This window comes from Vibrio sp. 10N.222.52.B7, from assembly GCF_041474275.1.
Taxonomy (GTDB): Bacteria; Pseudomonadota; Gammaproteobacteria; order Enterobacterales; family Vibrionaceae; genus Vibrio; species Vibrio crassostreae_C.
The window spans coordinates 88,628-107,025 of sequence record NZ_JBFRTU010000075.1; the positions used below are offsets into that span (position 1 = coordinate 88,628).

General features: G+C 46.2%; 2 protein-coding genes. One reads left to right on the top strand and one right to left on the bottom strand.

The window, feature by feature from the left end:
- The first annotated feature begins 83 nt into the window (after window positions 1-83).
- Window positions 84-848 (top strand): transporter substrate-binding domain-containing protein, encoded by a 765-nt coding sequence (locus AB4512_RS18360; protein ID WP_017072457.1) that lies wholly within the window; start codon window positions 84-86, stop codon window positions 846-848.
- Between the two features lie 75 nt (window positions 849-923).
- On the opposite strand, the gene AB4512_RS18365 is transcribed toward AB4512_RS18360, so the two are convergent.
- The coding region (locus tag AB4512_RS18365) for a cadherin-like domain-containing protein (RefSeq protein WP_372175310.1) at window positions 924-18,398 on the bottom strand (17,475 nt) is incomplete at its 5' end.

Genomic DNA, 18,398 nt, shown 5'->3' on the forward strand with positions numbered 1-18,398 from the left:
TCCAACCTTTCCAATGGTTTGATCTCTTTCTCTGATTGTTTCTGTTACTTTGAATGACAACACAAACACAACAGACAATTACAATGAAAAAAACATCACTATTACTTGCTTCCATTGCTCTGGCACTTTCTGGTGTCGCACACGCTGACCAGCTAGAAGACATTCAAAAATCAGGTACTCTGCGTGTGGGCACCACAGGTGACTACAAGCCTTTCTCTTACTTCGATGGTAAAAGCTACTCTGGCTACGATATCGATGTTGCACAGCACATCGCGGAACAATTAGGCGTTGAATTGAAGATTGTTCGTACCACATGGAAAGATCTACTGACCGACCTAGACGACGATAAGTACGACATCGCGATGGGCGGCATTACGCGTAAAATGCAGCGTCAGTTAAACGCGGAACAAACTCAAGGCTACATGACCTTTGGTAAGTGTTTCTTGGTTGCGAAAGGCACCGCAGAACAGTACGACAGCATTGAGAAAGTGAACCACTCTTCTGTTCGTGTGGGCGTGAACATTGGCGGCACTAACGAGATCTTTGCCGACGCGAACTTGCAGAACGCAAGCTTCACACGCTACGAGAACAACCTCGACGTACCAAAAGCAGTAGCGGAAGGCAAAGTTGATGTGATGGTGACAGAAACCCCTGAAGGTCTGTTCTATCAGGTAACTGACGAACGTCTTGAAGCGGCCCGCTGCGAAACCCCGTTCACCAACAGTCAGTTCGGCTACCTGATTCCTAAAGGTGAACAACGTTTGTTGAACACGGTGAACTTCATTATGGATGAGATGAAATTGAAAGGTGTTGAAGAAGAGTTCCTGATCCACAACTCCCTTAAGTAACTCTTTTCAATTTATACCGTAACAAAAAAGAGGCCAGCAATGCTGGCCTCTTTCGTTATGGTTCAATGGTTCGCTTTAACCGTGAGTTATCACATTCTGCTGTACCAATGCATCCAGAATGTCCGAAGGCATGGTGCTACTTAAGGTTAGCTGTGGCGCAAGGTCTTCAACCACAATCACCTGTTCCGTAGTACCTAAGCCATCCGGGTTGATCGTAAGCTCAATATCATCCCCGTCCACTTTCGCGTCTATTTGTTGTAGCAACGCGGTCATGTCTGGAGATGTATTTTTAAGCTCCGGCAACACTTCTCTCAAGTCAATGCTGTCCCCTTCCGACAAATCAAAGTCGGTAATCGTATCTTCAACACCATCTTCGATGTTAAGCCATACGAACGAGTCCATACCATCACCACCAGTCAGAATGTCTGAGCCTCCGCCGCCAATCAGGGTGTCGTTACCGTCACCGCCAACAAGCGTATCGTCACCTGCGCCACCTTCAAGTCGATCATTCCCTGAACCACCCGTTAAGTCAGTCGCATTAGCACCAGCCAGTAACTGAACATCATCGGTTTCCGAAGCCAAGTTAATATCAACTGCGTTAGACACAATGTTCAAGTTAAGGTCAATCGATGCAGAGGTTGCTGTATCGTTGTTGTCAGTCTCTTCAGAAACCGCCTCGACTTTCAGTGTGTAGTTACCTGGAGTTTGAGAAAGCCCAACCGCTTGCAAGCTTTCAATTGCATCTGCCGTTGCTACCCAAACACCACCGCCAAGATCCGTCACAGAACCCGCAGCACTGGTGATTTGAGCGCCAGCAGGTACATCACTGATATGCAGCGTTAGCTCTTCTGTAATGTCCGTTAAGGCTGCGATAATTCCAACCAAAGGAATACCACTCGCACTCACTGATTGGCTCGCAGTAATGTTTCTCACGTAGTTAGTCGCACTATCGATAGACAGGGTTGGTGCATTCGCCACTGGCGTCACCGCGATGTTGTAAACCACAGGTGCTGTCTCTATCGCAATACCTGAAGGGTTGCCGCTGTCTTTGGCAACAACTTCTAATCCAATGCTATTGGTTGGAGACAGGCTCGCATCAAGGAAAACACCATTTGGACTGGTTGGCGTATCAATCAACGCATTCAGGTCACTCAATGTCCCCACTAAGATGACTGAACCCGTGTTGTTGCCGTTAACAACAACCGTCGTCACTGCTGGAAGTGATACATTCAATGTACCGTAATCCACCGTCAGCGTGACGGTCATCAGATCATCAGAAAATGTATCTACATAATCAGGGTCACTGACATTGATACCACTCAACAGTTGACCAGCATCCTCGTCAATAACCGTAGTGACACTGTCACCATTAACGACCGGTGTATCGTTCACTCCATCGACAATCGCGGTGATCTCCGCTGTATCCGTTAGGAAGTCATTAGCGCCGTTGGTTGTACCATCATCCTCTACGGTATAGGTAAACTTAACGTTGCCGTTGTATTCATCAGCTGCCGTAAATACCCAGTATGGGCCAGTGATCGTAGCATCATCAGCACCACCTACGTTCTCGAAGCGTTGTAGTTGACCTTGGCCTTCATCGAGCGCCAGATTAGTCACGGTAATCGTGTCGTTTTCCGGATCGCTCGTCGCAGCAATTAAATCGCCCTCTTTGATGATCAACTGACCTTCTTCAAGGATGTTGCCTAAGTCGATGTCCGTTGCTACAGGAGCGTCATTCACTTCCGTTACTTCAAGGCTAATTTCAGCGCTATCGGTCAAGAAATCATCCACACCATTGGTTGTGCCATCATCGATAATGGAATAGTTGAATTTCACATCACCGTTGAAATCATTATCTGCAACGAACAGCCAGAATGGTCCGGTAATCGCCGCGTTATCGGCGCCACCTGCGTTTTCAAAGCGCGTTAATTGGCCTTGTCCTTGAGTCAGGGTTACACCCGTAACCGTCAGGTTATGGTTTTCAATGTCAGAACTTACTGAAATCAAGTCTCCTTCCACAATCACTATTTGACCATCTTCAGCAATCGAACCTAAATCAACATCAGTTGCCACAGGAGCGTCATTCACTTCCGTTACTTTAATGGTGAAAGTAGTTTGGTTGGTCTGTGCTGTATTCGGATCACCCGCGTCAATCAAGCCATTATTACCGCCGTCATCGAGTGTTGCATTAATCGTGACTAAACCACTCTGGTTGAGATAGTTCTGGTCTGGGTCTGGTTTGAACGTCACGGCTCCATTAGTCAATGCGGTATTGATGTCGGCTTCTTTACCGGTAATCACCAATGAGCCACCAGGTTGCAATACAAACGTCACGTCAGGTGAGCTCGTAAACTCAAACACACCTTGCGCTCCCGGAAGTGTTTGATCGACTTGCAACGTAAGAACATACGGAGCGTCTGGATTATCAAAGTTAGCATCAACGTCGTAGATACTAAAGTTGTCGATAGCAACACTAATGTCTTCCGATGTTTCAATATTCGTTACGTTCACAAAGATCGGTTGATCGTTAATAGGATCAATCACCAGATCAACATCGAAGCTGGTTGGCGTCCCCAAATATTCGGTGTTATCAGCGTCAGTATCCACAGAGCGAACGGTAATCTGCAGCGGGCCATTAATGCCTAATACATTACCCGTATCGCTATTGTGTTCACCAGAATTGAATACGATCTTATCAAGTGACTGCGCAGCAACATCCAGTGTCCAGATCTTCGTAACTGGATCGTAACTAGCCAAGGTCGTGCCGTCTGGGTAGTAGATAGAGGCATCTTGAGGCACACCAGCAACTTCGACTCGAAGTGTCTCTGGCGCATTCTCGGTATAAGTGCCGCTGCCCGTTGCAGATAGCTCTTTATCCAAAATTGTCGCATTGATTTCGATATCAATGTTTTGACCTTCGTTACCTGTCACAGAATCTGTTGGATTAGTATCAACATCATCACCCACAGGTACCACATGCAGCTTAAAGCTTGGCAGATTTGATGCTGCAGTAGGCACACCCAACAAAGATTCTTGAGTAAATACGGCAACACCAAATTCAGCCGTACCACTGAAGTCCTTAGGCGGTAAAATCGAAATCTCACTCAAGTCGAACGATAACCCTGATGCTTGAGGTAGTTGAACACTCCACTCACCACCACCATTATTCTTCACCGTGTATGCCGAACCAGCATCTGCACGCATCTGGAAGCCATCAGGTACATCTGTAAACTTAATCGACACAAACTGTTCTGAGCCATCAAGGTCAGTCAGTGCAATCGATACAGGCCCTGTGCCCGACAAAGAAATCAGCTGGTCCTCAGTACCCGTAATCTCGATAACATCAGGATCGCTACCCGGGCCAGTGACAGACACGTCATCCACCACAGGAACGACTTCAAAACTGACATTGGTTGAGAAAGTATCGGTATCAGTCGCGCTGCCAGTTGGCGAAGCTGCATCATTGTATGTAGCAGTATCGGTAATCGTCCCGCTGACATTCACTTGCACCTGATTTACGTCATTATCTGTTGGGTAATTTAACGCCGGTCGGAATAGTACATTATCCAACGCGCCTGCATTAATCTCAGCTTCATTAAAGGTCACCGATGTGCCAAGCGATACCCCTGCGCTGGTATAGAAAGCCCCAACACTCGTGTCATTTAACGTCAGTGTGATAGAGGTGAATTTTTCGTCACCACCTTCAACTCCGCTTACTTGGTCATCAATGGTCGAGCTGAAATCAAGTTGGATATAGGTATCTTCGTAGCCGACTGGATCTTGCCCTGCTTGACCGTCGGTATCGACAGGGTTAAACGAATCGTCAAGCGAACCAACGACAGTAACGTCAATATCTGGGTTACCTTCAACATCAGGAGCAACTTTAATGACTACTTCTGTCACTAGAGTTTTCTCATCCCCCGACAATACGTCTTTAGTTACTATCGTCAACGGCAACCTAAAGTCGCCGGAGTAGTCGGCTGGTAAGTTAAGCAGTAGTCCAGAGAGGTCGGTCGAGACCCCTTGATCGACGGTAGTCTGGAATACATATTTCCCGTTAACAAAGTCGAGGTCGCTGCTTCCCGATAAACTAATTGGGAAGGTGACTTCGTTCGCCGCTCCTGGATTAATGGTCACACTGTCATCAATAATGATGGTCACTTGATCAGTTGAGTCGTCTTCGCCCGAGAACGTAATTAGACCATTCAATGCCGTCCCCAGATCTAACTGGGTGTCCTCAATCGCATCAACAACACTGTTTGGTGTAATATCAATATCGGCAGCAACCTTGTTACTCCCAACCACCACTTGAGGAAATGACAGAGTGACTTCTCCGTCCCTACGAGCGGCCGTAGATGACTCAACCTCAGCACCATCACCTCGGTCTATCACCGTACTAAAGATGTCCATCTTGATGTCATTGAACCCTCCAGCCCCGCTGTTTCCTGAAGGAAGAACAAGGCCGTTCGGTGCACTTATGCTAAATATGTCTTCATTCGTTACAACCCAGCGCCCATTGCCTTCATAAGCAGCGCCAATAACGAGCAGTTGATTGAGTACAGCATCTGATAGCTCCGAACCGTCCACGTTTGTTAATTCAATAACTAACTGGTCAACTTCTTCGATAGCGGACGAAGCATCTGTTTCTTGATATCGAATGACGAACTCATCCGTAACCGATGTATTATCGCTGTTGGTTGTGAACTTAAGCACGCCAGTGTTTGCATCAGCAACTACGGTTGCTAGTGCTCCAGTACCCAGCACATCATCGACGATAAGCTTGTTGCTAGCGTCTTTCGGCTCAACGACTGGAAGTACGATAACATCAATCGAGCCCGTGATTGTCGCGGTAGCGATGCCCTGACCAGGATCAGTCGCATCAACATACTCATGATCTCGCTCTTCGATCATGACAACCGTATTAAGCGTAAAGTCGGTGCTCGAGTCTTGTTCAGGTGTGATCTGAATAAAATTATTGTTCAGTGCAATTTGAGTAAACTCTTCTGCCGTCTGTCCACTCTTCGGCGTAATGGTTAAAGTGCCTGCTGAAGCATCGTAAACCCAAGTTACATCGCCATTAACCACAACACTTTCAACATCTGTCGGAATGGCACTGATCACAATAGAAGTGAAATGCTCATCATCATCAATATAATCAGTACCCTCTGGGTGCCAATCAATACTGATCGCCGTATCTTCATCGCCATTAGTGACTGTGCTGTACGTCGCTGAGGTATCGATTCTAGGTTCGACTAACACTCGCACTTCTTGGTCAAACGTAAGCGTATGACCGTCATTCTCAGTCACGATCACTTTACCCTGAATGTGAATGTTCTCTGTTGAAGAATCGACAGGTCTGATGCGGATTCCTGAGGTTTTACCTGCGTCAGTGATGTTCGCTTCGTAGATAGGTTTAGAAAGATCGGGGCTACCACCCGGACCGGTTTCGTAACCGACAAAGTTAAGGTCAATAATGGTACCGTCACCGTCTTCCAGAATAACGCCATCAGGAATACCCGAGAGGATAACGGTTATGGATTCTGAACCATCGTCAGGTAATGGGGTTTGATCTACTGCTGCAGGATCAGGTCTTCTCTCTCCCGACAACACGGTGAAATCAAGCTCGGCGTAGCTGTCTCCATTCTGGCTCTCTTGGATCGTGGTTTGAACACCAGGTGTTGTGCCATCGGTGATTGCTGTCCAAGCCGTACCGTTTGTACCGCCATAAGGAATATCTGCAACCCCTTTAACCTCAACGTTAACCGTTTTAGTTCCTAGGATTTCTTCATCAACTTGTGCACCAGTAGAGAGGTTCGCAGTGTCTTTAACCACACCGGTTACATCAAAAGTAAAATCGACATTGCTGTGTTTAGTCGGAACAATCTCTACGTTGGCGAGATCGGAATACGCCACTTCCTGATAATCAATACCGTTAATAGTGATTGTAGGAACTGGGGTCGTAGTTCCAAGGAAATAAAGCACCGCCCCTTCGGTAATATTACTGATACGAACAAATAGCTCTTCTGAACCATCAGTGTCCACTGAGCCGTTCATTGTGATGACTTCGTCTAGCGTGAAGGCATCTTTGTTGTCCAGAGGACCTAGGTAGTCTGGGTCATCAATATTGTCTTCGTTAATACGAATCCGGTTAACACTGAACGACCCAGGGTCCGCATCGGCAGTCACATCAATGATAATGTTTTGCTCAACAGAGCGAGCGGTCGTTTTGTCTAACCCGCCGTTCGCTGAATCATCGTATGGGTTAAGCGTCTCTTCCGTAATTGCCGTCGCTTTGAACTCAATTTGTCCAGAGAAGTTGTCGATTGGGTTAACGACTGTGCTATTAATATCAGCAGATGCGATGATATAAACACCATTAACAGGCGTTAACACATTGCCATTTTGATCAAGTAACTCAAACTTCCCATCACCCTGAATCGCTTCAAGTTCATAGGTAATCGTCTCAGTATTGCTGTTATCTTGCGATTCAGCATTCAGCTGCAACGTAACATTGTCTTCATCTTCATTCACTTGATACTGATAAGTACTGTTGGCGTCATCCCACGTTGCAATATCCGCTACCGCTTCAATCTCGATTCTGAAGTTTGAGTTAACGGTGTGATCCGTATTGCCATTTTTCTCAATTTCTAGCTCATAACGAACGCGCCCACCAGTTTCATCCGAACTAGCGTGTTGGTCCGGAACAAAGAACAAGTTGTCTATCGTCGCAATAGTTTGTCTTGGCTCATTCGGATTTGGAGCAAAGCTTTGTTCGAGTTGAGGAGGACCAAATATAATGCTCCCATTTGACTCAGGCACTAATTCAATGTAGTCAGCACCATCAAAGTAATAAAAAGTACCTTGATGACTATCACCTCCGTTCGGGCTTTTAATCGTCAACTGGCCAATAGATTCAGCGTTATCTTGGTCATACAGACTAACTTGCAGCGCAACTTGAGCTGGCGCATTAGGCAAACCATTTTGGTTATCTTGAATATTCTCAAGAGCCGGCTCATCACCTGTTGCATAAGGTATGGTTGAGTCTCTACCCGCATCCTCGAAGGTCGTCACTTTCAGAGCGATTCTTGTAGAGTCCCTATCAGTAATCGTTATATCTAACGGTGTTTCAGAGGTATCTAAATCGCCATCCGTCGCAATCACATTAATCGAAAAATCGATGGTGTCTAGGCCGTCATGATCGAGATAGCCGTTAGCTCTAAATTCAACCTCGCCATTTGAGTTGATACGCAAACGCCCTAGCTCACGGGTGTCCACGCCACCACTACCATCGTCGGTTTGTTCGTACACTCGTACTTGTTGACTACCGCTATTTAAATCGAAACTGCTGCTGTACGGCCCGCTGTTTCCTGTACGGAAAACAATATCTGCACCATTACTGGTAATGCCCTCAATTCGACTCAGTACCGCGCCATCCGCGCCGACATCCGTCGCATTAGCAAACATGTCAACTTTGGAATTACCATAGCCCTGGCCTTCAATTCGTGTGATCGATTGAGTTGTCACCAATGGAACATCATCAGTCACCGTGATTTTCAAATCGATCGCGTTTGATTGGTCTTGATCAAAATCTTCTGCAACAACAGAAAAGTTAAGGTCAATTGCGTTTTCATTCGCGCCATCAGGGTGCTTAAGTGGTTTAAACAATTCAAACTGATAGCTGTTATCCGAGGTATCGAAAATAATCTCAAACACAGCTTCATTACTCGTTGCAGTTTGAGCAACGTAAGTAAATGTTGTGCCGCTTTGTGAAACAGCAAGCCACTCTAAACTTTCTCCGTTGGAGGTTAAGCCAGTCAGAACCAAATCTTCATCAACCAGTTCATACTTCACAACACCATCCGCGCCTTCATCGACAGTGAACAGGCCATTAATAACGGTATCTTCAGATTGATCCGAACCTATGCCTGTAAGATCGTCTTCATCGACAACCGTTTCGCCCGTCGGCGGCGTCATTTCCGGAACATCATCAATGACTTGAATTGGTAATTGATACTGGTTGGAATCATCGCCATCACTATCAACAGCCACTACATCAAAGAAGATAGGCAGCTTATTTCTCGCCTCTGAGCTAGGCTCATGGTCTAGAGGACCAAGCAAGGTAAAGGTGTATGACCCATCGTTACCCAAAGCAAGAGTAAAAATCGGTGTTCCACTTGTGGTGGTTCCTTGATAGGTGGTTGTGTTCGCAGCCCCGGTGACCTCTGTGATCGAAATCGCTTCGTTACCTGATGTCAGATCATCTTCTAGGTCAGATATATTACGTAGCTCATAAGCCTCAACTTTATCTGCACCTTCTATGGTCACAAACGAGCCTGTAGCCTGAGTCACAACAGCTCCTAAATCATCTTCATCAACCACAAACGTACTGGCGACAGTAGTATCAGTGATGGTTGGAACATCATCGGTAATGGTCACCGTAAGAGGTTTCATCGCTGAATCAGTGTCGTCTTTGTCGACTGCGATCACTGGCAAGGTGAAGATTTGGTTGTTATTACCTTGTACCGGCAGATGATCTAACTCTTCTAACAATATGAAGGTATATCGGCCAAGCACCGAGCTATCAAAAGTGATAGTGAAAATATCCGTTTGGACACCGCCGCTTTCAACATAACCAATATAATTATCGCTGTTCAGAGGATCTTCTTTTAACTGAACCACCAAGCCATCAGCTTTCAGATCGCCTGATGTGTTGAATTGAGCCGAATCAATACGGAAGTGGCTCACATCATCACTTCCTGCTGTGAAAATAATGGTTTCAGTTTGGCTCACAGGTAAGCCCGGTGAAGAGCCATCAACCAAATTGGCTTCAGCTAAAGCGATGGTTGGTAAAGTATTGATAGTTGGTGGCGCGCCATCTGAAATCGTCAATGTCACGGTCGAAGTAACAATATCACCGTCTTTATCTTCTGATGTCACGGTAATCGTCTTAACGATATCACCACCAGAATGATTCAGGTTTCGATTAGGCTCAAAGCGCACATCACCTTCAAGCGTGATAAACAACGAACCTTCCGTAAATACAAACTCTTGCTCACCAGTGTTGGTTTGCACCAGAGACTCTTCAGGCTGACTACCATAAGTAAATTTGGTTATGGTAGCGCCATCAGCACTTTGCGCAGGCATCACATCAAATGTCGTTGTGGTAGGTGTGCCCGTGCTTGGTTCAGTGATGCTAAGCGCACCAGACTTCATTAACTGGACATCATCGGTGATGGTTACTGAAAGCGGTTTAGACGCTGAAATATCGCCATCGGTGTCTTGCGCGTAAACAGAAAGATCAAAACTCAGATCGTTGCTTCCTAAGCCATCAACGTGATCCAAACGCTCAAGCAGCGTAAAGGTATACTGGCTAGGATTAGTATCATCAAAATCTAGGGTGAATATGATTTTCTCACCACCCGAACCATCCGTCGTAAACGCAATGTAGTCGCCAGAACCCGCAGGCTCCTCACGTAAACTCAATTCAAGGCCATCAGACTTCAACACGCCGTTGGTATTGAACAGCCCAGCTTCAACGACTATTTTTCCAATGTCATCACTGCTCGCTAGCGAGGTGATAGTCTGAGTCACACTGACAGGCGTTCCGCTAGGTGTCGAACCATCCGCAAGTAAGCTTTCCGACAAGCTGACACTTGGCACAACGTTGATTGTTGGTCCATCGCCATCAACAATCGTAAGCGTGACTGTTGATGAAAAGGTATCTTTATCAAAGTCAGAAGACGTAAACACAATCGACTTAACAATGTCGCCCGCAGAATGATCTAGATTTCGGTTTGGTTCGAACCTTACATCACCGCTTAGCGTGACAAACAGTGAGCCTTCAGCGAAGGTAAACTCTTGCTCGCCATTGTTAGTTTGATCCAAGGTGATCGCTGAACCACCACCAAAAGTAAACTGAGTAATGGTCGCCCCATCAGCACTTGGTGTAGGCATTACATCAACAGTAGCAGTGGTTGGTGTGCCAGTATTTGGCTCTGTGATGCTTAACGTGCCATCTTGCATCTGTTGAATGTCATCTTGTATCGTTACCATGACATCGCGTTTAACCGAATCATCACCATCGGTATCAACGGCGTAAACAGGCAGGTTGAAGTTGAGGCTGTTATTAAGATCACCATCAAGGTGATCTAACGCCTCAATCAAAGTGAAGGTGAACTGCCCTTTATTAACGCTATCAAAATCAATGGTGAATACATTAGTTACGTTACCGGCCCCGTCATCAGTAAACCCGATGTAGTCGCCAGGTGAAGCAGGATCTTCTTTTAACTGAACAACAAGACCATTTGATTTGAGTAGGTCGCCAGGATTGAACTCGTTGGTTGCAATTCTAAAGTGGCTTAAATCATCACTACCCACGGTATAAGTGATCGTTTGTGTCGAGCTAACCGCTGAACCACTCGGCATAGAGCCATCAGCAAGACCAACTTCCGATAGGTTAATATCTGGCACTACATCGATAACCGGATCAATTCCGTCTTTGATCGTCAACGTGACATCCGCGGTATCGGTATCGTTATCAAAATCACTGGTCGTCACGACTATCGTTCTCACGATATCGCCAGATGAATGGTCTAGATTTCTACTTGGTTCAAAGCGCACCTCACCTTCAATCGTGATGTACAGTAAGCCATCGGTTACGGTAAAAACTTGTTCTGTAGACACAGTTGGGTCTAACGTAACAGCCGTGCCACCATCGTAGATAAACTGAGTCACTTTCGCGCCATCAGCACTCTGTGTCGGCATAACGTCGATTGTTGGCGTGGTTGGCGTACCTGCTGCTATATCAGCAAGTGAAGGCTCAGTGATACTTAACTCCCCATCTTGAACGCCTTGTACATCATCGGTGATCAACACGGTCATTGGCGACATTGCAGAATCATCACCATCGGTATCAACCGCTAAAACAGGGACATCGAAACTTAGAGTATTGTTTTGTAATCCATCTGTATGGTCTAACGCTTCAAGCAGTGTGAACGTATATTGCCCTAGATTGGTTGTCGAGAAACTGATCGTGAAGACGTTGGTTTCGACGTTAGAACCGTCCTTGACGAAGCCAATGTAATTACCAGAATTCGCTGGCTGCTCTTTAATCTCAACCTCTAATCCATTCGACTTCAAAGCCCCCGAAGTATTGAACTGAGCAGGGTCAATTCTGAAATAACTAACATCGTCACTACCTTCTGAGTAGGCAATAACTTGAGTCATCGCCACTGGATTGCCGGTTGGCGAAGAACCATCAGCGAGATCCACTTCTGAGAGCGTAATTCCAGGGACCAAATCGATCGTTGGAAGATCACCATCGGTAATCTTCAATGTCACGGTAGATGAGACGATATCACCATCAAGGTCAGTAGATGTAACAACAATCGTCTTAGTAATATCACCACTCGTGTGATCTTGATTTCGCACAGGCTCGAATCGTATCTCACCTTCTGTGGTAATAAATACAGAACCTTCAGTGAACACAAACTCTTGCTCGCCATTCACATTGAGATCAAGGCTTTCTGCACTGTTTCCATCAAACACAAATGAAGTGATTTTTGCTCCATCTGCGCTCTGATTTGGCATCACGTCCAGAGTATTCGATGTTTCGACGACTCCAGCAGGCTCACGACTGGTTATTGTGCCGCCTTGCATCAACTGCACATCATCACCAATAGTCACGCCAAGCTGAGAGACTAACGAATCGTCGCCGTCACTATCCACCGCATACACAGGCAGATCAAAACTCAGGTCGTTGTTGCCACGTGCATCTTGATGATCCAAGGCTTCGATTAAGGTAAAGGTGTATTCACCTAAGGTTGTCCCAGAAAAACTCAACGTAAATACTGTGGTTACCGCATTCGACGAGCTGGTTGTAAATCCGATGTAGTTGCCCGACCCTTGCGGATCTTCACGTAATTCAACAGCTAAACCATTCGATGTGAGTGCATCATTGGTATTGAACTCTGTTGGTTCAAGGCGGAAGCGGACCACATCATCACTTTGATTAGTGAAGGTGATGGTTTCGGTTTGACTTACCGCACTGCCACTTGGGGCTGAACCATCCGTCAGGTTCGTTTCAGATAAGCTAACCGTTGGAATAACATCAATGGTTGGAATATCACCATCGGTGATCGTTAACGTAACGGTTGACGTGACTGAGTCTTTGTCGAAATCGCTTGAGGTCACCACTATCGACTTAACAATATCGCCGGCCGTATGGTCAAGATCTCGATTAGGCTCAAAGCGAACTTCACCTTCGAGGGTAATGTACAGTTTGCCTTCTGCGAAGATAAACTGCTGTTCGCCTGCAATATTTTGATCGAGGGTGTTTACGACGCCATCATAAGTGAACTGAGTGATGGTCGCGCCGTCAGCACTTTGGTTTGGCATGACATCAAAAGTAGCCGTGGTCGGTGTACCAGCCGCTAAATCAGCGACGGTCGGCTCGGTAATATTGAGCGCACCACCTTGCATGATTTGAACATCATCATCAATCGTTACATTAAGCTGCGATACCAGTGAATCATCACCATCACTGTCTACCGCATAAACAGGCAGATCAAAGCTCAGATCATTGTTCGCTAGGCCAGCAACATGGTCTAGCGCTTCAAGTAGAGTGAAAGTGTATTCTCCTAACGTGGTTGAAGAGAAGCTAATGGTAAACACGGGGACTTCAGCGCTCGAACCGTTGGTAATAAAGCCTATGTAAGTGCCCGGATTAGCAGAATCTTCTTTTATCTCGACCGCAAACCCATTCGATTTCAGTACACCACCGACATTAAACTCAGTTGGTTCAATGCGGAAACTCGTCACATCATCACTTTGGTTAGTGAAAGTAATCGTCTCGGTTTGACTTACTGCGCTACCGCTCGGGCTAGAGCCATCGCTAAGGTTAGTTTCAGATAGAGTAACGCTTGGCACGGCATCGATGGTTGGGATATCACCATCGGTAATCGTCAGCGTAACCGTTGCTGTCACGGGATCGTTATCGAAGTCACTTGAAGTCACCACAATCGACTTCACGATGTCCTCGCTAGCCGTGTGGTCCAAATTACGATTAGGTTCGAAGCGAACTTCACCTTCAAGCGTGATGAACAACTCTCCTTCTGTGAAGCTAAATTGCTGCTCACCTGTGTCCGTTTGATCCAGTGTTCGAACTTGACCGTCATAAGTGAACTGAGTGATCGTCGCACCATCGGCGCTTTGCTCTGGCATCACATCGATGGTATTGGTTGTAATTGTGCCGTCTGCAAGATTTGGCTCCGTGATATCTAACGTACTATCCTGCATGATTTGGACATCATCACCGATGGTTACACTCAATTGAGAAACCAATGAATCATCGCCATCACTGTCGACGGCGTAGACTGGCAGATCAAAGCTCAGATCGTTATTTGCAAGGCCATCCGCATGGTCTAATGCTTCAAGTAAAGTGAAAGTGTACTGGCCTAAATTGGTATCCGAGAAGCTAATCGTGAACACGTTAGTTTCAACGTTCGAACCATCAGTCACAAAACCGATGTAGCCACCCGGTGTAGTTGGGTCAGCTTTCAGTTCGACAGCCAATCCGTTCGATTTCAGAGCACCACCAACATTAAACTCAGTCGGTTCAATACGGAAACTCATCACGTCATCACTTTGGTTAGTAAAGGTAATGGTTTGAGCTGAACTTACCGCACTTGCATTCGGAGCAGATCCGTCGCTCAGATTCGTTTCTGACAGAGTAACGCTTGGCACCGTGTCAATCGTTGGGATATCGCCATCAGTAATGGTTAGCGTTACCGTTGAAGCCAGCACATCGTTATCCGAGTCACTAGACGTCACCACAATCGATTTCACGATGTCTTCGTTCAGCGTGTGGTCTAGATTACGATTAGGCTCAAAGCGCACTTCACCTTGAAGCGTGATGAACAGTTCACCTTCTGTGAAGCTAAACTGCTGCTCGCCGTTATCATTTTGGTCAAGCGTTCGAAGTTGGCCATCATAAGTGAATTGCGTCACCGTTGCGCCATCAGCACTTTGACTTGGCATCACATCAATGGTGTTAGTTGTCACTGTGCCAGCGGCCAAATCTGCGACGGTTGGCTCGACGATATCTAACGTACCGTCTTGCATGATTTGAACATCATCGCCGATGGTGACGTTTAACGGAGACATCAGTGAATCATCGCCATCACTGTCTACCGCGTAAACAGGTAAATCAAAGCTGAGGTCATTGTTGCCACGGGCATCTTGGTGGTCCAACGCTTCGATGAGCGTGAACGTGTATTCACCTAATGACCCAGAATTAAAGCTTAATGTGAATACTGTAGTTTCTACGTTTGTGGTACTCGTCGTAAAACCAATGTAGTCACCCGACCCTGCCGGTTCTTCACGTAGCTCAACGGCTAAACCATTCGATTTAAGATCGTCGTTAGTATTGAACTCCGTTGGCTCAATACGGAAACGAACCACATCATCACTTTGATTGGTAAAAGTAATGGTTTGAGTCGAGCTTACCGTGCTGCCACTTGGAGCAGAGCCATCACTCAGGTTAGTTTCAGAAAGGGTAACGCTTGGAATGACGTCGATCGTAGGATTGTCACCATCAGTAATGGTCAGCGTAATGGTTGAAGTTACCGGATCGTTATCGAAGTCGCTTGAAGTCACGACAATCGACTTCACGATATCTTCACTAACTGAGTGGTCTAAATCGCGATTAGGTTCAAAGCGCACTTCACCTTCAAGGGTGATAAACAACTCACCTTCTGTGAAGCTGAACTGCTGTTCGCCAGTGTCATTTTGATCAAGCGTTCTTAGCTGACCGTCATAAGTAAACTGAGTGATCGTCGCACCATCAGCACTTTGGTTTGGCATCACATCAATGGTGTTGGTTGTGATTGTGCCGTCTGCAAGATTTGGCTCGATGATATCTAACGTACCATCTTGCATGATTTGAACATCATCACCGATGGTCACATTCAGCTGAGACACCAGTGAATCGTCGCCGTCCGTATCAACCGCATAAACAGGCAGATCAAAACTCAGATCGTTCTTATCTAAACCATCCGCATGGTCTAACGCTTCAAGCAGAGTAAAGGTGTATTCACCCAACGTACTCGTAGAGAAAGCAATCGTGAACACTGGAACTTCAGTGCCCGAACCATTGGTAATAAAGCCGATGTAAGTACCTGGATTAGCAGAGTCTTCTTTTATCTCAACCGCAAAACCATTCGATTTCAGTGCACCGCCGACATTGAATTCAGTAGGTTCAATACGGAAACTCGCCACATCATCACTTTGGTTGGTGAAAGTAATCGTCTCAGTTTGACTTACTGTACTTCCGCTTGGCGCAGAGCCATTGGCTAAATTAGATTCCGAAAGCGTAACACTTGGTACCGCATCAATCGTTGGGATATCGCCATCAGTAATCGTCAGCATCACTGTGGAAGTCAGTACATCGTTGTCTAAATCGCTTGAGGTCACCACAATCGACTTCACGATGTCCTCGCTAGCCGTGTGGTCCAAATTACGATTAGGTTCGAAGCGCACGTCACCTTCAAGCGTGATGAACAACTCACCTTCAGTGAAGCTAAATTGCTGCTCACCATTGTCAGTTTGATCCAGAGTGCGAACTTGACCGTCATACGTAAACTGGGTGATAGTCGCGCCATCGGCACTCTGATTTGGCATCACATCAATGGTGCTAGTTGTGATTGTTCCATCAGCCAGATTTGGCTCGATAATATCTAACGTACCATCTTGCATGATTTGAACATCATCACCGATGGTCACATTCAGTTGAGACACCAGTGAATCATCACCATCGCTGTCTACTGCATAAACAGGCAGGTCAAAGCTCAAACTGTTATTCACCAGACCATCTTCGTGGTCAAGCGCTTCAAGTAACGTAAATGTGTATTGACCTAGATTTGTACCAGAGAAGGTAACGGTAAAGACGTTGGTTTCAACATCCGACGCGTCTTTAACAAAACCGATGTAATCGCCAGCACTGTTAGGATCTTCTTTTAGCTGAACCGCCAAGTTGTTTGACGTTAACGTACCTAGAGTATTGAACTCTGTTGGCTCGATACGGAACGACTCAATATCGTCACTTTCATGAGTAAACTGAATGACTTTGGTGTCACTGACCGCAGAATTCGACGGATCAGAGCCATCGGCTAGATTCGTTTCAGATAGTGAAATTGGTGGAATGACATCTATGGTTGGGACATCGCCGTCCGTAATCGTAAGCGTCACTGTCGAGGTAAGAACGTCATCATCGCCATCGCTTGATGTCACAACGATATTTTTAACAATATCGCCTGCTGAGTGGTCTAAATCTCGGTTCGGCTCAAAGCGCACTTCCCCTTGAGTCGTAATAAACAGTGAGCCTTCGGTGAAGGTAAACTCTTGCTCGGTCGCATCATTCGGGTCTAGAGAGTAAGCGGTGCCGTCATAGGTAAATTGAGTCACACTCGCGCCATCGGCACTTGCGGATGTTAATACATCGAAAACGGATGTCGCTGGCGTACCTGCAGACAAGTCGGCAACAGTAGGCTCTTCGATACTAAGCGAACCACTCACCATCACTTGAACATCATCAGTAATCGTTACCGATAGCGGTGACATTAACGAGTCATCACCGTCGGTATCAACCGCGTAAACTGGTAGTTCGAACGTGAAGTCGTTATTGCCACGACCATCCTCGTGGTCGATATTCTCCAACAGCGTAAAAGTATATTGCCCCAGAGTCGCAGCGCTAAAGCTTAATGTGAAAATCTGTGTTTCTACATTAGAGGCACTAGTTGTAAAACCAACATAGTTACCTGAGCCTGCAGGATCTTCTTTCAGATCAATTGGCAGGCCATCGGATTTCAATGAGTCATCACTATTAAACTCACTAGGCTCTAAACGGAATTTCTCAACATCATCGCTTTGATTCGTGAATGAGATGGTTTCCGTTTGGCTAACCGCACTACCACTTGGCAATGAGCCATCAGCGAGATCCGCTTCTTTAAGTGATACGCTCGGCACCGCATCAATAGTCGGATTGTCACCATCAGTAATGGTCAGCGTAATGGTTGAAGTCACCGGGTCGTTATCAAAATCGCTTGAAGTCACGACAATCGACTTCACGATATCTTCACTAACTGAGTGGTCTAGATCGCGATTAGGTTCAAAGCGCACTTCCCCTTCAAGGGTGATATAAAGCTCACCTTCAGTGAAGCTGAACAGCTGTTCACCAGTGTCATTCGGATCAAGTGTTCGTAGTTGACCGTCATAAGTGAACTGAGTGATCGTCGCGCCATCCGCACTCTGATTTGGCATCACATCAATAGTGTTGCTTGTGATCGTACCATCAGCCAGATTTGGCTCAGTGATATCTAACGTACCGTCTTGCATGATTTGAACATCATCACCGATGGTCACATTCAGTTGCGAAACCAATGAATCATCGCCGTCTGTGTCAACCGCATAAACAGGTAGATCGAAGCTCAGATCGTTATTATCTAAACCATCCGCATGGTCTAACGCTTCAAGTAAGGTAAAGGTGTATTCACC

Bases quoted from the DNA above. Each gene is read 5' to 3' on its own strand.
- AB4512_RS18360 (WP_017072457.1), top strand. From the start codon at position 84: ATGAAAAAAACATCACTATTACTTGCTTCCATTGCTCTGGCACTTTCT.